Source organism: Neglectibacter sp. X4, assembly GCF_009917365.1.
Classification (GTDB): Bacteria; Bacillota; Clostridia; order Oscillospirales; family Acutalibacteraceae; genus Acutalibacter.
Genome location: NZ_QWLE01000001.1, coordinates 1 through 23,850, shown reverse-complemented (window position 1 = coordinate 23,850; position 23,850 = coordinate 1). Strand labels below are relative to the sequence as shown.

The 23,850-nt window shown below is 57.6% G+C and carries 23 protein-coding genes and 1 pseudogene; 8 read left to right on the top strand and 16 right to left on the bottom strand.

Going from position 1 to position 23,850, the window contains the following annotated elements:
* The first annotated feature begins 1 nt into the window (after position 1).
* Together D1841_RS00120 and D1841_RS00115 are read left to right on the top strand one after the other, a co-directional pair.
* Complete coding sequence (locus D1841_RS00120) at positions 2 to 406, top strand: NUDIX hydrolase (RefSeq protein WP_160641112.1); 405 nt, start codon at positions 2 to 4, stop codon at positions 404 to 406.
* A 200-nt stretch (positions 407 to 606) separates the two neighbouring features.
* The gene (locus D1841_RS00115; protein WP_160641111.1) at positions 607 to 1,977 is read left to right on the top strand and encodes an MATE family efflux transporter; all 1,371 of its coding nucleotides are present in this window, start codon (positions 607 to 609) and stop codon (positions 1,975 to 1,977) included.
* A gap of 219 nt (positions 1,978 to 2,196) precedes the next feature.
* Here D1841_RS00115 and D1841_RS00110 read toward each other — a convergent pair whose 3' ends face one another.
* From D1841_RS00110 to prfB, 4 genes are all read right to left on the bottom strand, one after another.
* Positions 2,197 to 3,150: a 2-hydroxyacid dehydrogenase gene (locus D1841_RS00110; protein WP_160641110.1), complete on the bottom strand. Its 954-nt coding sequence runs from the start codon at positions 3,148 to 3,150 to the stop codon at positions 2,197 to 2,199.
* Positions 3,151 to 3,205: 55 nt separating this feature from the next.
* Positions 3,206 to 4,093 (bottom strand): M15 family metallopeptidase, encoded by an 888-nt coding sequence (locus tag D1841_RS00105; RefSeq protein ID WP_160641109.1) that lies wholly within the window; start codon positions 4,091 to 4,093, stop codon positions 3,206 to 3,208.
* Positions 4,094 to 4,144: 51 nt separating this feature from the next.
* A complete protein-coding gene (locus tag D1841_RS00100; RefSeq protein ID WP_160641108.1) occupies positions 4,145 to 4,651 on the bottom strand; it encodes a GNAT family N-acetyltransferase in 507 nt (168 codons plus the stop codon).
* A 178-nt stretch (positions 4,652 to 4,829) separates the two neighbouring features.
* A complete protein-coding gene (gene prfB / locus D1841_RS00095; RefSeq protein WP_160641107.1) occupies positions 4,830 to 5,957 on the bottom strand; it encodes a peptide chain release factor 2 in 1,128 nt (375 codons plus the stop codon).
* A gap of 729 nt (positions 5,958 to 6,686) precedes the next feature.
* On the opposite strand from prfB, the gene D1841_RS00090 reads away from it, so the two are divergent.
* Positions 6,687 to 7,730, top strand: a complete 1,044-nt coding sequence (locus D1841_RS00090) for an RING finger protein (protein WP_237076104.1) — start codon at positions 6,687 to 6,689, stop codon at positions 7,728 to 7,730.
* A gap of 240 nt (positions 7,731 to 7,970) precedes the next feature.
* Positions 7,971 to 8,846, top strand: coding sequence for a UTP--glucose-1-phosphate uridylyltransferase (locus D1841_RS00085; RefSeq protein WP_160641105.1), 876 nt, complete (start codon positions 7,971 to 7,973; stop codon positions 8,844 to 8,846).
* A gap of 59 nt (positions 8,847 to 8,905) precedes the next feature.
* Here D1841_RS00085 and D1841_RS00080 read toward each other — a convergent pair whose 3' ends face one another.
* From D1841_RS00080 to D1841_RS00045, 8 genes are all read right to left on the bottom strand, one after another.
* Positions 8,906 to 9,820 carry a SufD family Fe-S cluster assembly protein gene (locus D1841_RS00080; protein ID WP_160641104.1) on the bottom strand — a complete coding sequence of 305 codons (915 nt, stop codon included), beginning with the start codon at positions 9,818 to 9,820 and terminating at the stop codon, positions 8,906 to 8,908.
* Positions 9,817 to 10,536 carry an energy-coupling factor ABC transporter ATP-binding protein gene (locus tag D1841_RS00075; protein WP_160641103.1) on the bottom strand — a complete coding sequence of 240 codons (720 nt, stop codon included), beginning with the start codon at positions 10,534 to 10,536 and terminating at the stop codon, positions 9,817 to 9,819. Before D1841_RS00075 ends, D1841_RS00080 begins: the two co-directional genes overlap by 4 nt.
* 19 nt (positions 10,537 to 10,555) lie before the next feature.
* A complete protein-coding gene (locus D1841_RS00070; protein WP_160641102.1) occupies positions 10,556 to 12,421 on the bottom strand; it encodes a heavy metal translocating P-type ATPase in 1,866 nt (621 codons plus the stop codon).
* Between the two features lie 123 nt (positions 12,422 to 12,544).
* Positions 12,545 to 12,763 carry a cation transporter gene (locus tag D1841_RS00065; protein WP_160641101.1) on the bottom strand — a complete coding sequence of 73 codons (219 nt, stop codon included), beginning with the start codon at positions 12,761 to 12,763 and terminating at the stop codon, positions 12,545 to 12,547.
* A 26-nt stretch (positions 12,764 to 12,789) separates the two neighbouring features.
* Positions 12,790 to 13,152 carry a metalloregulator ArsR/SmtB family transcription factor gene (locus D1841_RS00060; RefSeq protein ID WP_160641100.1) on the bottom strand — a complete coding sequence of 121 codons (363 nt, stop codon included), beginning with the start codon at positions 13,150 to 13,152 and terminating at the stop codon, positions 12,790 to 12,792.
* A 197-nt stretch (positions 13,153 to 13,349) separates the two neighbouring features.
* Complete coding sequence (locus tag D1841_RS00055) at positions 13,350 to 13,952, bottom strand: manganese catalase family protein (protein ID WP_160641099.1); 603 nt, start codon at positions 13,950 to 13,952, stop codon at positions 13,350 to 13,352.
* On the bottom strand, positions 13,953 to 14,204 hold the full coding sequence (locus D1841_RS00050; protein ID WP_160641098.1) for a spore coat protein CotJB: 252 nt from the start codon (positions 14,202 to 14,204) through the stop codon (positions 13,953 to 13,955).
* Positions 14,201 to 14,407, bottom strand: coding sequence for a spore coat associated protein CotJA (locus D1841_RS00045; RefSeq protein ID WP_237076103.1), 207 nt, complete (start codon positions 14,405 to 14,407; stop codon positions 14,201 to 14,203). The genes D1841_RS00050 and D1841_RS00045 overlap by 4 nt, the downstream gene beginning before the upstream one ends.
* Positions 14,408 to 14,881: 474 nt before the next feature.
* On the opposite strand from D1841_RS00045, the gene D1841_RS00040 reads away from it, so the two are divergent.
* A complete protein-coding gene (locus D1841_RS00040) occupies positions 14,882 to 15,724 on the top strand; it encodes a sulfide/dihydroorotate dehydrogenase-like FAD/NAD-binding protein (protein ID WP_160641097.1) in 843 nt (280 codons plus the stop codon).
* A 39-nt stretch (positions 15,725 to 15,763) separates the two neighbouring features.
* Entirely contained in the window at positions 15,764 to 17,152 is a 1,389-nt protein-coding gene (gltA, locus tag D1841_RS00035; protein ID WP_160641096.1) for an NADPH-dependent glutamate synthase, read from the top strand.
* Positions 17,153 to 17,361: 209 nt separating this feature from the next.
* Here the strand turns inward: gltA and D1841_RS00030 are convergent, their stop codons facing one another.
* A complete protein-coding gene (locus D1841_RS00030) occupies positions 17,362 to 18,192 on the bottom strand; it encodes a Cof-type HAD-IIB family hydrolase (protein WP_160641095.1) in 831 nt (276 codons plus the stop codon).
* A gap of 349 nt (positions 18,193 to 18,541) precedes the next feature.
* On the opposite strand from D1841_RS00030, the gene D1841_RS00025 reads away from it, so the two are divergent.
* Positions 18,542 to 20,881 (top strand): SpoIIE family protein phosphatase, encoded by a 2,340-nt coding sequence (locus tag D1841_RS00025; protein ID WP_160641094.1) that lies wholly within the window; start codon positions 18,542 to 18,544, stop codon positions 20,879 to 20,881.
* A 109-nt stretch (positions 20,882 to 20,990) separates the two neighbouring features.
* Here the strand turns inward: D1841_RS00025 and D1841_RS00020 are convergent, their stop codons facing one another.
* On the bottom strand, positions 20,991 to 21,743 hold the full coding sequence (locus D1841_RS00020) for a hypothetical protein (protein WP_160641093.1): 753 nt from the start codon (positions 21,741 to 21,743) through the stop codon (positions 20,991 to 20,993).
* A 75-nt stretch (positions 21,744 to 21,818) separates the two neighbouring features.
* On the bottom strand, positions 21,819 to 22,442 hold the full coding sequence (locus tag D1841_RS00015) for a recombinase family protein (protein WP_160641092.1): 624 nt from the start codon (positions 22,440 to 22,442) through the stop codon (positions 21,819 to 21,821).
* Between the two features lie 220 nt (positions 22,443 to 22,662).
* On the opposite strand from D1841_RS00015, the gene udp reads away from it, so the two are divergent.
* Positions 22,663 to 23,448, top strand: coding sequence for a uridine phosphorylase (gene udp, locus D1841_RS00010; protein ID WP_160641091.1), 786 nt, complete (start codon positions 22,663 to 22,665; stop codon positions 23,446 to 23,448).
* Positions 23,449 to 23,514: 66 nt separating this feature from the next.
* On the opposite strand, the pseudogene D1841_RS00005 reads toward udp, so the two are convergent.
* Positions 23,515 to 23,850, bottom strand: a pseudogene (locus D1841_RS00005) (ABC transporter ATP-binding protein); the annotation flags it as partial.

The following is a 23,850-nucleotide window of genomic DNA, read 5'->3' as shown; positions in this document are numbered from 1 at the left end:
CATGCAGGGTTATAACATTGTTGTGGTGTTTGATGAACGCCGGGAAAGGGTTCTGCTGTGCAGGCGGCGCAAAGAGCCATATAAAGGGCTTTTGAACTTTGTGGGCGGCAAGATAGAGCCGGGAGAGGAAGGGCTTGCCGCCGCTTACCGGGAGCTGCGGGAGGAAACCGGGCTGGTGGAGGCGGATATTTCCCTGTTCCACTTCATGGATTTCACCTATTACCTCCATGCCCCCTGCCGGCTGGAAGTGTACGCCGGCAGGCTGAAAGGCCCCGCCCAGGCGCGGGGAGAGGAAAACCAGCTTATCTGGCAGGACGCCAAAGAGGACATGTTCGACAGAACCCGCTTTGCAGGCATGGGCAACATGGGCCATATTATGGCCCTGCTGGAGCAGGAAGATCTATAAGAGATGAGCAGGAGGAAAACTATGCGGATTCTTAAAACCATACCCGGTGTGAACGCCTTCCGGGCCTGAAGGTAGCCAGGCGGAAGCCTCTTTGGAGCGGGCGCTCCAGAGCGGAAGGCGAGCTTTAAACACACACCTTTGCAGGCCTCTTTTCATGAAATGCGGCAAGAAAAAACAAACTGAAGAAAGAGGCTTTATCTATGAAAAAAACGACTGATATGACCCAGGGCAAGCCTTTAGGGCTGCTGCTGGGCTTTGCGGCACCCTTGATGGTGGGCAGCGTGTGCCAGTTGCTCTACACCACAGCCGACAGCGCGGTGGTGGGCAGGCTGCTGGGGGTGGACGCTTTCGCGGCAGTGGGGGCGGCAGGCTTTTTGAGCATGCTGCTGTTTTGCATCATCTCCGGGCTGATTCAGGGCTTTACCATCCTGTTTGCCCAGCTATTCGGAAAAAAACAATGGGAAACCTTGCGGGGGGCCATTGCCATGGCGGCGCTCCTTTCCGCGGGGATAGGCGTTCTGCTGACCCTTTTGGGGCTTTTCTGCGCAAAGCCTGTGCTGGCCCTTACGAAAACCCCGGAGGACATCCGGCCCCAGGCCCTGGTGTATGTCCAGTGGATTTTTGCGGGCACCCTTATCACCATGGCAAACCGGCTTTCCGGCATGCTGCTTCATGCTCTGGGCAACAGCCGCGCCCCGGTTACAGGCAGCATTGCCTCCTGCGTGCTGAACGTAGCATTAGATCTGCTTTTCGCAGGGGTATTCCACTGGGGCGTGGCAGGAGTGGCGGCAGCCACCGTGCTGGCCCAGCTTGCCTCCTGCGGCTACTGCCTGGTGCAGTTAAGGGCGATTCCCCAGGCGCGGCTCTCCCGGCAGGACTTTGCCGCTAAACCAGCCCTGCTCCGAGAGCTTATGCGGCTGGGTGGGCCTTTTGCCCTGCGGGACGGGGTTATCGCCATTGGCGGGCTGTTTGTGCAGGCGGCTATCAACAGTTATGGCAAACTTTTTGTGGCGGGGATGGCAGCGGCGGAAAAATATTTTGGCCTGCTGAACATCACAGGCAACGCGCTGGAAGGGGCCTTCTCCACCTATGCTGCCCAGAACTACGGCGCGGGCCGGATGGACAGGGTGCAGGAGGGGCTGCGGTGCAGCATCCGGCTGTCCCTTATCAGCGCGGGGATTATGGATGTGCTGATGCTGGTGCTGGGCAGGCAGCTTATCGGGCTGCTGGTTTCCGGAGAGCCGCAGGAGGTGCAGGCCATTACCCAGGCGGGCTACACCTATCTGCTGGTGATGGCCCTGCTGATTCCCCTTATGTTCCTTTTGTGCCTGTACCGCTCCGGGCTGCAGGGCATGGGCAGCGCCTTTGCCCCCACCCTTTCCGGCTTTGTGGAACTGGGATTGCGGCTTTTATCTGTGCTGCTTCTGCCGGGGCTTTTGGGCCGCTGGGCTGTATATCTGGCAAATCCCCTGGGATGGCTGGGAGCCATGCTCCTGCTGGGGATTTCCTACCACAAGGTTTATAAGAAGCAGGCGCAGGCCCTGGGGGCAGGAAAGAAGCCGTTTAACTGATTTTTGCCAAGAGACAGGAAGCACAAAAGCGCAGGCCGTGTTTTGCGGCCTGCGCTTTTTCATGTGATAAACCTACCGGAAATGCCTCACGCGCCCTTTTCTGCTGTGCGCTATAGTTAACGCAGTCCAAAAGCGATAAAACACCTCTTTTGAACCAGGCGGTTCAGCCGCTTAACTTGAAAATCGGGATGTACCGATTTTCAAGTGCGTTTACTATAATTAGCAAATCTGGTTTTGCACCGTTCCGCCCAGCCAAGCTTTCAGGTTATCGAACACAATCTCTGCCCGGCGCTCCAGGGCTTCCCGGGTGGCAAAGGCCACGTGGGGGGTGAGCAAGGTATTGGGAGCATTCAGCAGGGGGTGGCTGTCCGGGATGGGCGGCTCTGTTTCAAACACGTCTATGCCTGCCCCAGCAATGCGTCCGGCCTGCAGGGCCTCTGCCAGGGCGGCGTTATCCACAACAGGCCCCCGGGCTGTATTGATAAGCATGGCTGTGGGCCTCATAAGGGCCAGCATCTCCTGGCTGATAAGACCCCTGGTGGCGTCATTTAAGGGCACATGGAGACTGATAATATCGCTTTGGGCCATCAGTTCCTCCAGGGGAAGGAAGCTTACGCCCAAAGCCTCCAGTTCCGGCTTTTTGGTGCGGCTGTGGGCCAGCACCTTCATGCCAAAGGTCAGCCCCAGCCGGATAACCGCGGCGCCTATCTTTCCTGTGCCCACAACGCCCAGGGTTTTGTTGAAAAGCTCTGTGCCCACAAGCCCGTCCTTTGTGCCGCCCTGCCGCACCGCTTCGTTGCAAGGGACGATGTTCCGGGAAAGGGCCAGCATCATGCTCAGGGCAAGCTCTGCCACCGCCACATCCGAATAGCCGGAGGCGTTGGACACAGAGATGCCCTTTTCCCTGCAGCAGGCCACGTCCAGGTGATCCACCCCGGTAAAGGCCACATCTACATAGCGCAGGCGCTCACACTGGCGCAGCACCTCCCCCGGGAAGGGCAGGTTTGTGATGATGACGGCGTCTGCCTCCCGCACCCGGGGGCAAAGGGCCTCGGCGTTTTGGGGCCTGTCGCCAAAGGCTTCTACCTCATGGCCCATGGCCCGGATTTCCTCCAGGCAGCTTTCCAGCAGCTCCTGCCGGATGCCCAGGGGTTCCGCAAGCACAATTTTCATGCTTTTTCCTCCTTATGGTCTGTTTTTATAAGTACCCTGCCGCCTTTTGCGGCGGTTACTGGCTGTTCAGATAGGCTACATATTCCTCCAGGCACATGGATCGCTGCTGCATGGCGGCGGCATTGGCGCTGCCCACATACCGGATGACTGTGGGATCCGGCTTCATGCCTGTCATGTTCAGCTTGCCTTCGGGGTAACGGAAAACAAAGCCGTATTTCCCCATGTTGTTCCGCAGCCAGGAATAGGTTTTGGAGTCTCCGAAGGTTTCCGGGGAACCGGAAACCCGGACGCACAGCCCTGTTTGAAAATCGCTTTGGCCTGCGGCGGGCTGGATGCTGGCGGCCTCTGTCTTTGCCATTACCGCTGTCAGGCCCTCGTCCCCATTCATCAGCTCGTCCACCAGTTCGTCAAAACGCCTGCCCTGCTCCTCATAGGATACATATCCCTCTGTAAAGGTAAGGGCCAGGCCGTCCTCCTGGGCGGCGGCTGTCATCTGCCGGAGTGCGTCGGCTATGCGGGCATCTACCGCCACGCTCTCCGCTGTGTAGAGGACTGGCTCGAAGCCCTCCTCCGCAGGGGTTGTCCGGTTTATAACAAACAGGCACATGTCGTTGTCGTAAACCGGCAGGCCCATATCGTCATATACGGGCAGGGGGGCCATGCTGCCTGTGAGGAGGGGATCCTCCTCTGTGACGCTGGGGGGCAGGATGAACTCCCGCTGGAAATAGGGGATGAGGTAGCTCCACACAAAAAGCGCCGCCGCCCCCAGGGAAACCAGGACAGCCAGCACCGACACCACCCGCATCCAGATTTTAATGCGCCGGGCCTTGTGGTTTTGAATCTGCTTGTCCCGGGAGACAAAAATGTTCCGCCCTGCCGGGCTGATATCCAAAATGTGGTTTGTGCTTCTTAAAAACTGCCTTTTCTGCCGCCTGCGCCGCAAGGCCCTCCCCCCTTTCTCTCCCTGTTTGAGGCGCGCTGCTCCTTTGCACTGTTACCTGTCTGTGCGGAAGGTGAACAGATCTGCCGGGGTGCCGTCGTCATAGGCGATGTCCGCCCGGCTTTCCAATTTGAAATTGCCGCCCGTGAAGCCGCTTACCACCTTGTCCCAGAAAACTACGGAACTCTCGTTGCGGGGAGTGCGCTTGAGCTGCCACAGGCCGGGAAAGCGGCGGAAAAGCTCGTAAGCCGCCCATGTGCCCAAGCCGCAGCGGCGATACTTGTACATCACAAAAAATTCGGACATGCAGTAGTCCAGAGGATCCCCCGCCTCGGGATAGTCGTTTACCATGGCAAAGCCCGCCAGCTTCCCGTCCGCTTTAAGAAAAAAGGCCCAACGGCCCTTTTCCGTCCAGTAGTTGTCCAGGTAGCTGTAGCCGTAAAGCCCTAAATCGTTTATATCTGCGCCGTCATACTGGGAGAATTCATAATTATATTTTTCCAAAAGGTTCCGGAGGATTTCCTTCTGGCCTACCGTTACCGCTTCCAGTGCAAATTCCATCGCTTTACCTCTCCAAAACTTGGTTTTCGGTTCAAACATTCCCAAAGGGAATGTTTCCCCTTCTTTCCAAAAGGGGTTGTGGGGTTTGGGGGCGCTGGTTCCCGGCGGGAACCGTCAAGCGCCGACCGAGTCGGCAGGCGAGACTCAAGGCTCCAAGGTCTGCCCTTGCCGCAAGCCGTTATTCCACGCCTTCGCGCAGGGCGTTCTGGCTCTGGGCGGTGAGGTAGGCGTTGATAAAGCCGTCCAGGTCGCCGTCCATCACCGCGTTTACGTTGCCGGTTTCAAAGCCTGTGCGGTGATCCTTCACCATGGTGTAGGGCATGAACACATAGGAGCGTATCTGGCTGCCCCAGGTGATTTCCTTCTGCTCCCCTTTGATGTCGCTGATTTTCTCCAGGTTTTCCCGCTCCTTGATTTCCACCAGCTTGGAAATGAGCATCTTCATGGCCACGTCCCGGTTCTGGTACTGGCTGCGCTCCACCTGGCAGGAAACCACAATGCCTGTGGGGATGTGGATAAGCCGCACAGCGGAAGAGGTCTTGTTGACCTTCTGGCCCCCCGCGCCGGAGGCCCGGTACACTTCCATCTTGATATCGTCAGGGTTTATCTCCACAGAGTTATCTTCCTCAATTTCCGGCATGACCTCCAAAGAGGAGAAGGAGGTGTGCCTGCGGCCCGCGGCGTCAAAGGGGGAAACCCGCACCAGCCGGTGGACGCCCGCCTCGCTTTTCAGATACCCATAGGCGTTTTCCCCTTCCACCAGGATGGAGGCAGATTTCAGGCCAGCCTCGTCCCCGTCCAGGTAATCCAGGGTGGTAACCTTATACCCCTTGCTTTCCGACCAGCGGGTATACATACGGAAAAGCATCTCTGCCCAGTCCTGGGCTTCGGTGCCGCCGGATCCGGCGTGGAAAGTTAAAATGGCGTTGTTGCTGTCATATTCCCCGGTGAGCAGGGTGGAAAGCCGCATGGCTGCGGTCTGCTCCCGGATGGCTTCCATCTCCCCCTGGATTTCCTCCAGCAGGGACAGATCTTCTGCCTCGTCCCCCATTTCCACAAGGGCCAAGCAGTCGTCCAGGCGGGCCGCCAGCTTCTGATACCCCTCGTCTTTGGCTTTCAGCCCTGCCATGCGCTGGGTAACTTTCTGGGCCTCCTGCATGTTGTCCCAGAACCCAGGCTCCGCGGACTTGTGCTCCAGCATTTCCACTTCTTCCCGGAGCTTGGGCAGCCCCAAGGCTTCCTCCAGCTTTGCCAGGGCTTCCTGCTGTTCCTCCAGTTCACGCTTACATTCTTCAAATTGCAGCATATAGCTTCCTCCCGGTGAAGGTTATAGTCAACACACTGGAAAACGGGCAAGATATTTTCCGCGTGTTGGATAATGAGCCTGTATTTTTCCTTAAGCCCGCCCTGGGGGCAGGCGGTACTCTGTTTATGATAGCAAATCAGGCCGGAAATGTAAAGGCAATACCGCATAAATCTAAGCAGTATATCACGGCAGAGATTTTTTCGTCAGAGTGTATAAAGGATGAGCAGGCAGGCTGGCGCCTGTCAAACAGACTTTGTGCGCTATGACGGAAAGAATCGCCTGTGAGATGCTGCTTAAGGCTACAGCCGCGAGTTGTGCGGTATTGCCTAAAGGCGGTAGCGGTAAAAAAAAGTGTCCAAACCCGGAAGAAAGCCGGGACAGGGAGGTATTCCCATGGGGAAAGGAGGAGGGATGGGGTGTTTTTGACAGGATTTTGCAAACAATTTATTAACAGACTGAAAATTAAATGGGATTGCATTGCGCTTTCCCGGAGAATCGTGTACAATACCAGATAAGAAAAGAAATCACGACACCTGCTAGAGTCTGTTTTAAAACCAGAGAAATGCCAGTATTTTTGTTCAGGGCGGTCAGATTCCAGGAAAAAACCGCAAGCCAGCCTGCCGGTTGGCGAGGATTTTTGACGCAGAAGATGGCCGCTTTGGGGCAAAAAGACAACGTTTTCGATTTTTCAAACAAGACCTAAAATACAAAGAAGGAATGGCTTTGGCAATGCTGGATTATACCCATATCAAATGCCCTGTCTGCGGCGACGCCTTTAAAGAGGACGATGACATTGTGGTTTGCCCCCAGTGCGGCGCACCCTATCACCGGGCATGTTACCAGGAAAAAGGCAAGTGCATTTTTGACGATCTCCATGAGGCTGGGAAGGAGTGGGCGCCGCCTGCGCCCCCCGCGCCTAAGGTTGAACCCTCGGCGGAAATCAAGGACAGGGAGTGCCCGGCCTGCGGCACCCTCAACAGCCACAGCGCCCTGTTCTGCAACCGCTGCGGCACGTCCCTTTTGGGCGCGGGCCAGCCGGATCAGAAGCCGCCCCAGGCGCCCCCTCCCTTTGTAAGCCCTGCGCCGCCTGTCTCCCGCAATGCCTATGGCGGCGTGGTGCCCCCTTTCTCCTTTGATCCCATGGGCGGCGTCAGCCCGGCAGAGCTTCTGGACGAAGGCGTAAGCTTTGGGGACGCTTCCAAGTTTGTGAGGCAGAACACCACCTATTATATGCCTGTGTTCCGGTATATCAAGCAAACCGGGCGCAACAAGTTCAGCTTTTCCGCCTTCCTCTTTTCCGGGGCCTGGCTGCTGTACCGCAAGCAGTATAAAACCGGGGCACTGGTGACGGGGCTGATGTTCTGCCTGTATCTCGCTTACCTGCTGGCAACGGTTTTTGTGTCCGCCCCGCTGCTGGCAGAGCTTGCCGGGCAGGTGGGCATGGACATTACCCAAGGGTTCTCCCCCACCAACGAGCAGATGCTGGCTATCAGCCAGTTGGTGGCAAACGACCTTACCATGTATCTGAAAATTTCCCTGCCCCTTCTGTGCCTGCTTGCCATGCTGGTGGTGATGATTGTGGTGGGGGTGCGGGGCAACAAAATGTATATGCGCCACTGTGTGCGCCAGGTGCGGCAGATAAAAGAGCAGGGCGCCCGGGGAAGCGATGTTTCCCTTACTTTGGAGGCAAAGGGCGGGGTGAACATCTCCATTGCGGTATGCATGTTTGTGTGCTATGTGCTGCTGGTAAACGTGGTGCCCCTGCTGCTGTAGCAGCCTCCCCGCCATTAGGGTGTGTCCACATAAGCTGAGTGCGCGGATTTTCGAGCAAAATTTTACAGGATTCAAGGCGAAGAACCGCAAGAAACACTTTCGTATTTCGAGGGTTCTTAACACAGAAGCCTGTAGGATTTGCCAAAAAGACGTGTGCATCAGCTTAATGCGAACACGCCCTAAGAACCCGGACGCGCTGCGGGCTGGGTTTGAAATCTGCAAAAAGGAGCCGAAAGCCTTATGAAAAAGATACGCAAGGCGGTGATACCCGCCGCGGGCCTTGGCACCCGGGTGCTGCCGGCCACCAAGGCCATGCCCAAGGAAATGCTGCCCATTGTGGACAAGCCTGCCATACAGTATATTGTGGAGGAGGCCGCCGCTTCGGGCATTGAAGATATCCTGATTATCACAAACCGGGGCAAGGGCCTTCTGGAGGATCATTTTGACCGCGCCCCCGAGTTGGAGGAGCGCCTTATGGGCAGCCCTGAAAAGGAAGCCATGCTGGAGCAGGTGGTGGCCCTTTCCAGGCTTGCCAATATCTACTATGTGCGCCAGAAGGAGACAAAGGGCCTGGGCCACGCGGTGAACTGCGCCCGCAGCTTTGTGCAGGGGGAGCCTTTTGCTGTGCTCTATGGGGACGATGTGATTTTCGGGGAGGATCCAGTGTGCGCCCAACTGATACGGGCCTATGAGTCCTATGGCGTTGGCGTTGTGGGGGTAAAAGAAGTTTCCCCGGAGGCCATCCGGAAATATTCTTCTTTAAAGGTGGAGCCGCTGCGGGACAACCTGTTCCGCTGTACGGATATGATTGAAAAGCCCGCTCCCGGCCAGGAGTTTTCCCTCTATTCCATTCTGGGGCGCTGCGTGCTCCCGCCGGAAATTTTTGACATTCTGGACGATACGCCTCCAGGCGCGGGAGGGGAAATCCAGCTTACAGACGCCATGCGCACCCTGGCCCGCCGGGACGGCATGACTGCTGTGGACTTTACCGGCACCCGCTATGATATGGGCAGCAAACTGGGGATTATGCAGGCCAGCGTGGAGGCTGCCCTGGCCCATCCGGAAATCGGGACAGATTTCCGGGCCTATTTGAAGGAGCTTTCCAAAAGCTTATAAGGCAAAAAGAAAGAAGCTGGTTCTTTTTAGGGAACCGCTTCTTTTTTATGCCCATGGCCCTATGACAGGAACCCCTCTATAATGGCCTGTTCCGCTTCCGCCTGGGAAAGCCCCAGGGTGCGCAGCTTTAAAATCTGCTCTCCCGCAATCCTGCCGATGGCGGCCTCGTGTATCAGGGCAGCTTCGGCATGGCGGGCGCAGAGGCTGGGGGCGGCATCCACCTGGGCACGCTCCGACACCAGTGCGTCGCAGGCGGAGTGGCCCTTGCAGGGGGCATTGCCTGTTATCCGGGAGGAAAAGCTTTGGCGGGAATACGCCCGGGCAACGGCCCGGGAAGCCAGCTCCGCCGCTGCCCCAGCCCCGTCCAGCCGCACCGTAAAGGCCGACTTCGCCTGTTCCCTGCCCTGTGTCACCAGCCGCTCCACCAGGAAAAGCCTGGCCCCTGCCGCCAGCACTGCTTTCGTGCTCCGGCTGGCTCTGCCCACCCCGCCCAACTGGGCTGTGTCCATTTCCAGCAGGGCGCTTTCCTCCAGGTATATTTCTGTTTCCGGGCTGATGGCGCGCAGGGCTTCATCGCCGCTGCCTGCGTGCTTTTCCACATACCGCACCTGGGCGCCCGGACCCAGAAAAAAGCGGTGTATGCCGCTGTGCCGGGCAGGCTCCCCATTTTCCGTATGTATCCCGCAGCCAGCCACAATGGTGGCCCTGGCCCCTGCCGCTATATGGAAATCGTTATAAACCAGGTCGTCTATGCCCCCGTCTGTTATGCAGGCCGGCACTGCCACCGTCTCCCCTGCGCAGCCAGGCAGAATGTGGATGTCAAGCCCGGGCAGCCCCTCCTTGGGGGCAATCTCCACAAACCGGGTGGAGCGCATTTCCACGCAGGCCCCATTTTCCCGCAGGCTGCAGGCCCCTTCCCACTTTCCTTTCCAGCCTGCCACAGTTTCCAGAAGCTTTTTTGTAATGCTGTTCATAAGGGCACCGCCTCCCCCCTGCCGCAGCCAGGGCAGGAAAGGCTGAGCCTGGGCAGCACCTTTGCCGGAGGGCCTTGCTCCGTTATCCGGCCTTTTTCCAGCACCAGGATTTCATCTGCCGTTTCCAGAAGCCGCTCCTGGTGGGACACAAGCAGCAAGGATTTGCCGCCCTGCCGCTTTAATGCCTTAAAAACCGAAACCAGCCCGGAAAAGCTCCACAGGTCAATGCCCGCTTCCGGCTCGTCAAAAAGCAGGAGCCTGCCTTTTCTCGCCAGCACTGTGGAAATTTCCAGCCGCTTCATCTCCCCGCCGGAAAGGCTGCCGTCCGCCTGGCGGCCCAGGTATTCCCGGCCGCACAGGCCTGCTTGCGCTAAAAGGGCGCAGGCCTGCTCCTGGGAAAGGGTCCGCCCTGCCGCCAGCTCCAGCAGCCGCCCTACGGTGAAGCCCTTAAACCGCACCGGCTGCTGAAAGGCAAGGCACACACCCTTTTGGGCCCGGGCCGTCACATCCAGGCTGGAAATGTCCTCCCCTTCCAGCAGGATTTCCCCGCCGGCTGGGCGCTCCAGCCCCGCGATGATTTTCAGCAGGGTGCTTTTCCCGCTGCCGTTTGGCCCAGTGACAGCCGTAAAGCCGCCTGCTTTTACGTGCAGGCTCACCCTGTCCAGCACCTGCTCCCCGCCGGGGGCCTGCCATGAAATATCCCGCACCTCCAGCATCCTCCGGCTCCTTTCCCACTTATTCTTTTGGCAGGTTCAGCGCCCGCATGGCGTTGAGGATTGCCAGCACCGCCACCCCCACGTCGGCAAAAACCGCTTCCCACATGTTGGAAAGCCCCATGGCGCTGAGGATAAGCACCAGTCCCTTTACCGTCAGGGCAAAGATAATATTCTGCCTCACAATGCCCAGGGTGCGCCGGGAAATCTTCATGGCCTGGGCGATTTTCGAGGGCTTATCGTCCATCAGCACAATGTCCGCGGCCTCTATGGCAGCGTCTGAGCCAAGCCCTCCCATGGCAATGCCGATATCTGCCCGGGAGAGCACAGGGGCATCATTAATGCCGTCCCCCACAAAGGCCAGCTTCCCCTTTGCTGTTTTCTGCTGGAGAAGCGCCTCCACCTTTTCCACCTTATCCCCGGGCAGGAGCTGGGTGTACACAGCGTCCAGGCCCAGCTCCCGCGCAACGCCTTCCCCCACCTCTTTGCGATCCCCGGTGAGCATAACAGTCTGCCGGATGCCCTGGGCTTTCAGGGCCTTGATGGCCTCAGCCGCGTCTGGCTTTACCTCGTCCGCGATGACCAGATAGCCCATGTAAGCGCCGTCTGCCGCCACATGCACCGCTGTACCCACCCTGGTGCAGGGGGTGTATGATATACCCAGCTCCTCCATCAGCTTATCATTGCCTGCGCACACAGTTCTGCCGTCTATCACTGCCTGCACGCCCCGGCCGGAAAGCTCCTGGGTTTCCGTAACGCGGCCCTGCTCCGGCTCTTTGCCCCAGGCTTCCTTTAAGGAGCGAGAAATGGGATGGTCGGAATAGCTTTCCGCCAGGGCCGCCAGCTCCAGCAGCTCCTCCTGGGTGCAGCCATGGGGGGCAAAGCCTGCCACGCGGAACACACCCTGGGTGAGGGTGCCGGTTTTATCGAACACCATGCTTTCTGTTTTGGCTAAGGCCTCCAGGTAATTGCCGCCTTTCACCAGAATCCCCTGGCGGGAAGCGCCGCCAATGCCCCCGAAAAAGCTTAAGGGCACAGAAATCACCAGGGCGCAGGGGCAGGAAACCACCAGGAAGACAAGGGCGCGCTGCACCCAGCCTCCCCATCCGCCCCCTGTAAACAGGGGAGGCAGCACTGCCAGGGCTGCCGCTGCGCACACCACAATGGGGGTGTAATACCGGGCAAAACGGGTGATGAAATTCTCTGCCTTGGCCTTCTTGCTGCTGGAATTTTCCACCAAGTCCAATATTTTAGAGACAGTGGATTCCTCAAAGGGCTTTGTCACCTCTACCCGCAGCAGGCCGCTGACATTTACACAGCCGCTGGTAACAGCGTCTCCCGCCTCCACCTCCCGGGGCAGGGATTCTCCTGTTAAGGCCGCTGTGTTCAGGGCGGAGCTGCCCTCCCGCACAATGCCGTCCAGAGGCACCCGCTCTCCTGGCTTCACAATGATGATATCCCCCACTGCCACGTCCTCTGGGTCAACCTGCTCCAGGGCGCCGCCCCGTTCAATGTTGGCGTAATCCGGGCGGATGTCCATGAGGGAGGCAATGGACTTCCGGGATTTCCCCACCGCGTAGCTTTGGAACAGCTCCCCCACCTGGTAGAACAGCATGACAAACACGGCTTCCGGGTATTCCCCGTCCCCAAAGAATCCAGTACAGAAGGCTCCTACTGTTGCCAGGGCCATCAGGAAGTTTTCATCAAACACCTGGCCGTGGCAAATGTTGACCACAGCCCGCCACAGCACATCCCAGCCAATGGTGAAATAGGCCGGCAGGAACAGAAGGAACCGCCAAGGCCCCTCCAGGGGTATGAGCACTGCCGCTATCAGCAGCACCCCGCTTATAAGTATGCGCAAGAGCATCTTTTTTTGCTTCCCAGTCATAGAAAATCGCCATGCGATACAGGATTTACACAAAGAGACGGGAAAAAACGGCCCTTTATGCCCGGTATCGTTCCTTTCTTCCATATTTTTTTGCAAATTTCCCTGCTCAGTTTCCCTTCCCCATCAGCGGACTATCTGGCAGTCTGGCTCCACCTTTTTGCACACCTTTACGATTTGATCCAGTATTTCCTCAAAACGGCTGTCATCTGCCTCCACCGTAAGCCGCTGGGACATAAAGCTTACAGTGGCGTCCTGCACCCCGTCTATTTTGCGGATGGCGTTTTCCATCTTTGCAGCGCAGTTGGCGCAATCCAAATCAACCATTTTAAATTTTTTCTTCATACAAAAGCCCTCCAAAATCTGAAAATTTATTCGGTCACATGCTCCATGCCCTGATCCAGCATGGCCCGGACATGGTCATCTGCCAGGGAGTAAAACACAGTTTTGCCCTCCCGGCGGTATTTCACCAGCTTGCTTTTTTTCAGCACCTGGAGCTGGTGGGAAATGGCAGACTGGGTCATGCCCAGAAGCTGGGCAATGTCGCACACGCACATTTCCGCCTCGAACAGCACATAGAGGATGCGGATGCGGGTGGAGTCCCCGAAAACCTTAAACAGCTCTGCCAAATCGAAAAGCTCCTCTTCCCCTGGCATGGCCCCCATTACCTGATCCACTACCGCCTGGTGTACGTACAGGAATTCGCAGCGGGGGGCGGTTTCCCGGTTTTCCATATCCAATCATCCTTTCATATGAGCAATTGTTCATATATAGTATACACAAACACCGGCAGGCTGTCAACCCCGCCTGCCGGCTTTTTAAAATTTTATTTTAGGGCGTATGCGCGGATTTTCCAGCGGAATTTTGCGGGATGCAGGGCGAAAACCGCAGGAAAGTCTGCCGTTTGCGAAATGGCTCTGGTTCCCCTGATTTACGGCGCTTTGTCAAAAGAGGGGTTGAAGGCGTAGAAATTCTTGGAATCCAGCTTGTCGGTGACAATGCGGAGGCCCTCGCCGAAGCGCTGGAAGTGCACGATCTCCCGCTCCCGCAGGAACTTGATGGGATCCCGCACGTCCGGGTCGTCCGCAAAGCGCAGGATGTTGTCATAGGTCATGCGGGCCTTCTGCTCCGCGCTCAGATCCTCGTTCAGGTCGGCAATGGTGTCCCCGGTCACCGCGAAGGTTGCGGCGCTGAAGGGGGCGCCGGAAGCCGCTACCGGATACACGCCAGTGGTGTGATCCACAAAATAGGCGTCAAAGCCCGCCTCCTGTATCTGCTCCGGAGTCAGGTCCCGGGTAAGCTGGTAGACAATAGTGCCTACCATTTCCAGGTGGGCCAGTTCTTCAGTGCCTATATCCGTCAGTATAGCCCGCAGTTCTGGATAAGGCATGGAATACCGCTGGCTGAGATACCGCAGGGAAGCGCCTATTTCACCATGAGGCCCACCATACTGGCTGATAATAATCTTTGCAAGCTTCGGGTTGGGGTTGTGGATGTGTACCGGGTACTGCAAACGTTTTTCATACACAAACATTTAATTTGCCTCCTTTTCCCAGGGCCAGGGGTCGCTAATCCAGGCCCAGCGGCTTGTATTCCGGGGGGTTTCTCCAATAGGCCCATACTTTTCCTCAAACTCCTTGGTAAGCTGGGCTAGCTGCCGGCGGTATTCCTCCAGCTTCCGGGCTGCGTCGCAATTGTTGGGATGGGTGTCTAAAAACAGGTGAAGCTCCCAGGAGGCGAACTTAATGGCGCCAATGCGCCTGCGCAGGGCTTGCTCATCACTCATCTCGGCTCCCCCCTTCCGCCGGTAAAGGGCTTATCAAGCACCGGAAACAGGGTGCCCGCGTCCAAGGCACGCTCCGCGCTGTGCAGGTTCGCCTGCCACTGCTGGTATGGCACATATGCCATGGCCGGCACCGGATCCTCAGGCAGGGGCTTGGGGTCATTATACAGGCCGCAGGACTGGCCCGCTATCATTTCTTCTGCCAAAATGATCGCTCCTCTCCAAATGGTCTTTGCAATAGGGTCTGGGGTGTCTGTCTTGTCCCCTGATACAGGGTATGCACCGCTGCGAAAAAAGGTGAAAAGCAGGAATTTTTCTCCCATTATGCATTTTTCTTGATTCCAGGCTCTCTGTGTGCTATAATGTCCCAAGGACACAGAGAAGGACTGGCCACATCTGGTTATAGAAAAGAGGCGTGACCCCTTTTGAGCTTGGCGGCACAGGTGTGTCCGCGCTGCTCTGCCTGAAAATGAGCTTTACCCGATTTTCAAGCGCGTTTACTATCTGCCAGCGGCAGGGCAGGGGCAAAGTTCCCTGGGGCCATGCTGCTGGCAGCCCCAGTAGGATTCCAGAAAAGATAAAAATGAAAGCGTACCGTATCGGCGGCAAAAATGCAGGACACATCTACCCGTCCTGCAAAACGCCTCAGCACGGTATATAAAAGAGGTGTACAGGTCATCATGTATCAAATTGTGAAGAAGCGTGTTTTAAACCCCACCGTGACGCTGATGGAAATAGAAGCGCCGCTGGTGGCAAAAAAAGCCCAGCCAGGACAGTTTATCATCCTGCGGGTGGACGAGGACGGAGAGCGCATCCCCCTGACCATTGCGGACTTTAACCGGGATCAGGGCACTGTCACCATCATTTTCCAGATTGTGGGCGCTACAACGGAAAAGCTGAACCACCTGCATGAAGGCGGGTTTTTGCAGGACTTTGTCGGGCCTCTGGGCAAGCCCACCCACACCGAAGGCCTGAAAAAAGTGGCTGTGGTGGGCGGCGGCGTAGGCTGCGCCATTGCTTACCCTGTGGCAAAAAAACTGCATGAGCAGGGCTGTGAAGTCCATTCCATTGTGGGCTTCCGCAACAAAGATTTGCTGATTTTAAAAGAGGAATTCAAATCTGTCAGCCACATGTATGCCCTGATGACAGACGACGGCTCTGCCGGAGAAAAAGGGCTTGTAACAGACGCTTTGCGCCGCCTCATTGAAAGCGGCGAGCAGTATGACCAGGTGATTGCCATTGGGCCGCTGATTATGATGAAGTTTGTCACAAAGCTGACAAAGGCATTTGACATCCCCACTGTGGTCAGCATGAATCCCATTATGATTGACGGCACCGGCATGTGCGGCGGCTGCCGCCTGACTGTGGGCGGGGAGACGAAATTCGCCTGTGTGGACGGCCCGGATTTTGACGGCTTCCTGGTGGATTTTGACGAGGCCATGGCCCGCGGCGCCATGTACCGGGGCTTCGAGCGCCAGGCTCATGAGGAGGCCTGCAATTTGTTCAGAGGGGGAAAAGCATAAAGGTAAGTTTTATGCTTTTTAGAAAGGATGGAATGAAGTATGCCGAATATGTCGCTTAAGAAAAATGAAATGCCTTCCCAGGCACCGGATGCGCGAAACAAAAACTTCCTGGAGGTGGCCCTAGGTTACACGGAAGAGCAGGCTTTGGACGAGGCCCAGCGGTGCCTGCACTGTAAAAACAAGCCCTGTGTTTCCGGCTGCCCTGTACAGGTGCGCATTCCGGAATTCATTGAAAAAGCGGCCGCCGGAGACTTTGAAGGGGCCTATCAGGTCATTGCCCAGTCCAGTTCCCTGCCTGCTGTATGCGGGCGGGTATGCCCCCAGGAGAGCCAGTGCGAAAAGCACTGCGTCCGGGGTGTGAAGGGTGAGCCTGTGGGCATTGGGCGATTAGAGCGCTTTGTGGCGGACTGGCACAACCAGCACGTTCAGGAGGCCCCTGAAAAGCCCGCTTCCAATGGGCACAAGGTGGCTGTGGTAGGCTCTGGCCCGGCCGGGCTTACCTGCGCGGGAGACTTGGCCCGGCTGGGGTATGCAGTCACCGTGTTTGAGGCCCTGCACACCGCCGGCGGCGTGCTGGTATATGGCATCCCGGAATTCCGCCTGCCCAAGGCCATTGTGCAGAAGGAAATTGACGGCCTGAAGGCCATGGGCGTGAAAATTGAAACCAACATGGTCATTGGCCGGGTGCTCTCTATTGACGAATTGCTGGAGCAGGGCTTTGAGGCGGTGTTTATTGGCAGCGGCGCAGGCCTGCCCCGGTTTATGAACATACCTGGGGAAAACCTGAAGGGCGTATACTCAGCCAACGAGTTTTTAACCCGCGTAAACCTGATGAAAGCCTACAAAACCAGCAGCGGCACCCCTATCCACCGCGCCAGAAAGGTGGCTGTGGTGGGCGGCGGAAACGTGGCTATGGACGCCGCCAGGTGCGCCAAGCGTCTGGGGGCAGAGGAAGTGTATATTGTCTACAGGCGTTCGGAGAAAGAGCTGCCTGCCAGGGCGGAGGAAGTGGAGCACGCCAAAGAGGAGGGCGTCATCTTTAAGCTTTTAAACAACCCCACCAGGATTTTGGGAGACGAAAGCGGCAGCGTCCAGGGCATAGAGTGCCTGGAAATGGCCCTGGGAGAGCCAGACGCTTCCGGGCGGAGGCGGCCTGTGGAGAAGGCTGGCAGCCAGTTCACGCTGGATGTGGACTGTGTGATTATGGCTATCGGCACCAGCCCCAACCCGCTGATAAAGTCCACCACAGAAGGCCTGGAGACACAGAAGTGGGGCGGCATTATTGTGGAGGAAGAAACAGGCCTTACCAGCCGGGAGAATGTCTATGCCGGGGGCGACGCAGTGACAGGCGCCGCTACCGTTATCCTGGCCATGGGCGCGGGCAAGACGGCGGCGAAAGCCATCCACGAATCCCTTTCAAAAAAATAGGGTTTGTTTGAAAATAGAGAAAATGACAAATTTTTGGTCAGAAGTGGTCAGATTCCAGGAAAAAACCGCAGGTCAACCTGCCGGTTGACGAGGATTTTTGACGCAGAAGATGGCCGCTTATGGGCAAAAAGTTAACGTTTTCGATTTTCCAAACAAGCCCCAGTCCCACACAAAAACAGGCATCCCCAGGATGCCTGTTTTTTCCTATATCATGCCTCCAGCACAAAGCGGCGGACAGCCTCCGCCACCCCGTCCTCATTGTGGGGAACCGTGGTATACCCGGCGGCGGACATGGCCTCCTGAGAGCCGTCTCCCATGGCCACAGACACCCCGGCAGCTTTCAGCATGGTAACATCGTTGCCGTTATCCCCCAGGGCCAGCACGTTTTCCCGGGAAAACCCCAGCATCCCCGCAACCGCCAGCACAGCGCTGCCCTTGTCCGCGTCTCCGGCATTGATCTCCAGATTGTCCGGAATGGAGGATGTAACCCGCAGGCCGCCCAAATCCTCCAGCCGCCGCCAGATTTCATCCCGGGCCTCCCGGGTCAAAAAGGGCAGGTTAATTTTCTCCGGCTGGATGCCTTCTTCCACCAAAGCGTCAAAGCTTTCTACCAGCCGGTAGCGCTTGGCGTCCACAAAATGCCATTTGCTGGGAGGAAAACCAAAATATGTCCGGGCCATCTCCGGATAGCCCTGCCGGGTGATAGCGCTGCCGTTTTCATAATATTCTATGTAAAAATCATATTCACGCAAAATTCCCTGCACCTGCCGGGCCTTTTCCGCTGAAATGCACCGCCTGTAAACGGCCTCCCCTGTGTGCAGGTCATACACAGCCGCGCCATTTGCCGTTACCGCATACCGCACCCCAGGCAGGGCCGTCACCGCCTCCGGGAGAAAGTCCCGCATACGCCCGGAGGCCGGCAGCAGATGCACGCCCCTCTCCCCTGCCGCCTGGAGCGCCGCCCGGTTCCCCTCTGACAGATATTTGTGATCCAAAATAGCAGTGCCGTCTAAATCAAACGCAATTAACCGGATATCCATAGTTCCCTCCCGCTTCCTTTTCCCTGTTTGCGGTTATTATACCATAAATCCCCTGAAAAAGACAATGAAAACCATTTCCCCCTGGGCCAAGGAAAATCCCCCTTCCCTTTCAAACAGCTTTTTGACCCCTCCATGCCTTTTTATTTTACATAACTTTTTTCGCGCCCACCGCCCCTCTCCCGCCCCCATAAGGCAGGAACAAGATTTTTGCGGGAGGATATGACAAAAACAGGCTTCCTCAAAGTGACAAAACTTTTTCCCCCTTCCAGGTATAATTTTCCTGTAACTCACATATAGGAGCTGCAAATTTACCATATAACAGGCGGTGTTTTCATTGGAAGGTTCAAAATTGCAACAGCTATGGCAGCGGGTGGAGGAGCTGGCCCGCTCGGTCTATGCCCGCAAGGCTGTGGTGCAGGGGGCGGGATTTTTTGCGGGGCTGCTGTGCAGCCGGGGGCTGGTTTTCGGAAAGTATGCGCCCTTTGGCGTGGCGGCAGTGGCGGCCATGCCCCAGGAGGGCCTGTGGGCCAGCGCCCTTGGCTCCTTTTTAGGCTACCTGCTGCCCTCCCCAGCCTATGTGCCGGTGCGGTACTGCGCGGCGCTGCTGGCTGTGGCGGCTATCCGCTGGTCTTTGTCCGAGCTGAAAACCGTGAACACCCATCCCCTTTTTGCCCCGGCAGTGGCTTTCCTGCCCCTGCTGCTCACCGGCATGACCATGGTGTTCCTCCACGGCTCGGTTACATACTCTGCCGCCTTATATGTGGCAGAGTCCTTTCTGGGCTGCGGCAGCGCCTATTTCCTCCGGCGCTGCGCAAACCTCCTGCTGGGCCTTTCCAGCGATGGCGCGGGCCGGGGAGATGCCCTGCGCAACGGCCCCCTGGAGCCTGGAGACATTGCTGCCCTCACAGTTGCCGCCGGGGTGCTGGCCCTATCCTGCTCCGGCGTGACAGTGTCCGGGGTTTCCCTGGGCCGCATTTCCATGATTCTCCTGGTGCTCACCTGTGCCCGCTCCGGCGGGGTAAGCGGGGGCGCTGTTTCCGGGGTGACAGCAGGGGCTTTGCAGGGCCTTTCCACAGCAGGGCTTTCCTATCTCTCCGGTGCCTACGGCTTGGGAGGGTTGATGGCAGGGGTATTCGCCCCCATGGGCAAAACAGCGACAGCCGCAGCCTTCATTCTCTCTCACGGGGTGGCGTCCCTGCAGGTGGGGTTTGGCGACTCCCAGCTTCTCACAGGGGCCATTGAGACAGCGGCCGCCACAGTGCTATACATGTGCATTCCCAAAAGCCGGCGGCTGGGAGAGCTTTTCGGCTTGCGGCAGGACTCTTTAAGCGGCGGGGCCTTGCGGGCCAACATCGTCATGCGCCTGCGCCACGCCAGCCAGGCCCTTTCCGGGGTTTCCGCCTCTGTGGAGGAAATCAGCAAAAAGCTTCAGTCTGTGTGCGCGCCCAGCCTGCAAGGCGTGTATGATAAATCTGTGGAGACAGTGTGCGCTGGGTGCGGGCTTTCCGCTGTGTGCTGGCGCAAACACAAAGAGCAGACCTTGGAAAACTTCTCCCAGCTTGCAAAGCCTTTAAAGGAGAAGGAGCGCATTGACACAGCCGATTTCACCAAAGACTTTACAGACCGCTGCGGCAGGGCCGGGGAGATGCGGGATGAAATTAACAAAAACTATGCCCGTTACCTTCTGCGGGAAGCCGCCCAGCTTCGGGCCGCCCAGGTGCGGGAGGCGGTGGAAGGTCATTTCCGCACCACTGCCGGGCTTTTAGAGGAAATGGCCGGAGAATTTTCCCTTTACGAGCACTTTGATGAGGAAGCCGCCCAGCGGGTGGCAGGCATCCTGCGGGATAACGGCGTAGCCCCCCTGGAGGTGTGCTGCCGGGTGGACAAGTTCGGCCGCATGACCATTGAGGCGGAAATCCAGCGGGAGCGGCAGAAGCGCCTGAACCGGGGCGCTTTCACCCGGGAAATTTCCGCTGCCTGCGGGCGGGTGTTTGCGCCTCCCTGCGTCAGCACCGCCGGAGAGCGCTGCCGGGTGCAGATGAGCCAGCGGCCCCTTTTGCAGGTGGGCCGGGGCTTCTCCCAATACAGCGCCGGAGGCGGCGCCTTCTGCGGGGACAGCACCAACGTGTTCTATGATGGCTGCGGCAGGCTTATCGCGGTTTTAAGCGATGGCATGGGCACCGGGGGCCGGGCCGCTGTAGACGGCGCCATGACCTCTGCCATGGCAGAGAGCCTTTTAAAGGCAGGCATCGGCTTTGACAGTATGCTGCAAACCGTGAATGCCGCCCTGATGGCAAAAAGCGGGGACGAAACCCTTGCCACCATGGACATTGCCTGTATCGACCTGTTCACTGGGCGCACCGAGCTGCGCAAGGCCGGGGCAGCCTGCACCATCCTCCGCCGGGGCCGCAGAGCCGAGGCCATTGAGGCCTCCAGCGTGCCGGTAGGCATTATGCCGGGGGTGGAGTTCGCCGCCTGTGCCCGGGACTTAGCTGCCGGGGACTTGGTGGTGATGGTATCGGACGGGGTGGTTGCCGCTGGGCACGAATGGCTGATGGACGTGGTTTTAAGCTGGGACGAGGAAGAAAACCCCAATCTGCTGGCCCAGCGCATTACGGAGGAAGCCAAAAAGCGCCGGGCAGACGGCCACGAGGATGACGTGACAGCCCTGGTGCTGGTCTTGCAGTGAAGGCCCGCGTTTGGGGCGCCTATAAAATAACATACAAGGCCCGCCCTGGGCAGCAGTTTTTGCCTCCTGCTGCGCCCAGGGCGGGCGTTTCCTTTGCATAATAAAATTTTTAAACCTGCATGTCTACCCCAGGTGCGGCAGGGGCCGCCTCTCCCCCTCCGGCTGCTTCCGGCGCGCTGGCAGCGGCATACTGCTGAGCCGCATATTCCGGGGAAGGCCCCAAGGCGCCCTGCAGGGCCTGGGCCTGCCGCCGCAGTTCGTTCCGGGTGGCGGAAAGCATTTTCTGCTGCTGCCCGTCAATTACGGCCTCGTGCATATAAGAGCGCTCCCGCAAAAACCGCAGCATCTTTGCCCTGCGCAGTTCCTGGTTCAGGCGCTGTGCCCGCTCCCGTTCCTCTTCCTCTATCAGCCGTTCCCGCCGGGCTTCCTTCAGCTCTTCCTTCTGCAAATCCTGCTTTTTCTTACCAGCCCGGCTCACCGCCTTTTCAAGCTGGCGCAGGGCTGCCTTAATCTCCTCCGTATTTTCCGAATCTGTCCGCAGCGCCGCCCGCAACTGGGCAATGCGCCTGCGGGCATATCCCGCCGCCATGCCCACCTGGCTCTTGTTCTTGGCCCGGGCCAAACGGGCATAGGCTTCCAGAGGAGCGTCGCCATACCGGGGCTTTGTCTTAATGCGTTCCAACTGTTCCCGGTGGCGTTCCATTTTCTCCCGGGACTCCTTGATCATTTCCTGGATGGTCTGGCTGTCTTTCTCTGCCACAGTTTCCAGGTGTGACGGCGTGCCGTTCTGGCTTCCCTGCCCCGCCTGGGCCTGTTCCTGGGCATATCCCTGGGCGCTGGCCTGTACCTTTATATCGCTCACGGCAAAATCTCCCCTCTCCTCCTCTTATTTGTTATATCGGCAGAATTCCCCCAAAGCGATAGGCCTTTTGCCACATTATTTTCCTTTCCCGCCCTCATTTTTCTGCATTCCATAGAGCACGGCCCGGTAGCGGAAGCTGGAATTGGACATGCCCGCCTCCCGGGCCGCGGCAACTCCTGTAAGCTCCCCGGCCTGCCAGCGAGCATACACCAAAGGGAAGTTTTCCGGCAGGGGAGCCGGCGGCCTGCCAAACCGCACACCCCGGGCCTTTGCCGCCGCGATGCCCTGGGCCTGCCGGGTGCGTATGTTCTCCCGCTCCTTTTGGGCCACAAAGGACAGGATTTGCAGCACCAGATCGGCAATGAAGGCGCCCATCAAATCCTTCCCCCGGCGGGTGTCCAGCAGCGGCATATCCAGCACGCATACATCGGCAGACTTTTCCTTGGTCAGCACCCGCCACTGCTCCAGAATCTCCCGGTAATTGCGGCCCAGGCGGTCTATGCTGGAAACATAGAGCAAGTCCCCGGCCCGCAGCCTGCGCACCATGCGCTTGTACTGGGGCCGCTCGAAATCTTTGCCAGACTGCTTGTCCATAAACAGGTTTTCGGCCGGAACAAGCCCCAATAAGGCGCGCCGCTGGCGGTCTTCGTTCTGGTCGATGCTGGACACCCGCATGTAGCCATAAATTTTTCCTTTCATAGCTCTCCCTCCAAAATCAGAGTGTGTTCCTGAAGTTGCTCTAATTTTAATGGGAGGCGTGCCGCCCAGGGAAGCGCACATACACCATTTTATCTATATTCTGTCTTATTTATTGGAAGTTTTCAGGCGGTTATTCTTCTCCATATTCTTTTCCCTTGCAATCTTTTAAAAGCAATGGTATGATACATACAGATAAAATCCGGTAAGGAGGAAGCGCCATATGCAAAACTATTCAGGGGAAGCAGGGCTGCAATACCACATCCAACTGCGCCCGGGGGACACGGGCCGGTACGTTATCCTGCCCGGGGATCCCAAGCGCTGCGAGAAGATTGCCCGGCACTTTGATAGCCCCAGGCTCCTAGCGGACAGCCGGGAGTTTGTCACCTACACGGGTCTCTTGGACGGAGAGCGGGTCAGTGTCACCTCCACAGGCATTGGCGGGCCTTCCGCCGCCATCGCGGTAGAGGAATTGGTAAACTGCGGGGCAGACACTCTTGTGCGGGTGGGCACCTGCGGAGGGATGGATCTGGACGTAAAGGGAGGGGATCTGGTGGTTGCCACAGGTTCAATCCGCATGGAGGGCGCCAGCCGGGAGTATGCCCCCATTGAATTTCCCGCTGTAGCGGATTTAACTGTGGTAAACGCCTTAGTGCAGGCCGCTGAACAGCAGGGGTTCCCCTGCCATACTGGCGTTGTGCAGAGCAAAGATTCCTTTTACGGGCAGCACGATCCGGAAACCAAGCCTGTAAGCGGCGATTTGCTGCAAAAATGGGAGGCCTGGAAACGCCTTGGCTGCAAGGCCTCCGAGATGGAATCCGCGGCGGTGTTTATTGTTTCCAGCTACCGTCGGGTGCGGGCCGGCGCTGTTTTCCTGGCAATGGGCAATCAGGAGCGTGGAAAGGCCGGGCTTGATAACCCCATTGCTCACGACACAGAAGCCGCTATCAAAACTGCTGTGGCCGCCCTGCGCATTTTGATTCAGCAGGACAGAAAGAAGAATCCTTGAAGCAAGAAAACTCCCTGCCCAGCTTTTGCTGGACAGGGAGTTTTTTAAATTTCTATCAAATTCCGCTTACCCCACCGTGCTCAAATCCCATTCGCTGAAAATCTTGGGCACGTCGGAAATCAGCCGCTTGGTATAAGCCGCCTTCGGGTGGATAATTACATCCTCCGCAGGGCCTGCCTCCACAAACGCGCCATGCTCCATAATGTACACAGAGTCGGATACATAGTACGCCAGGCCAATGTCGTGGGTGATGAAGATGATGGTCATATTGATCTCATCCCGCAGCTTCAGCAGCATATCCAGAATCGTCGCACGGGAACAGGCGTCCACCATGGACGTGGGTTCGTCCGCTATCAGAATCTTCGGCTTCAGCAGGAAGATTCTCGCTATCATCAAACGCTG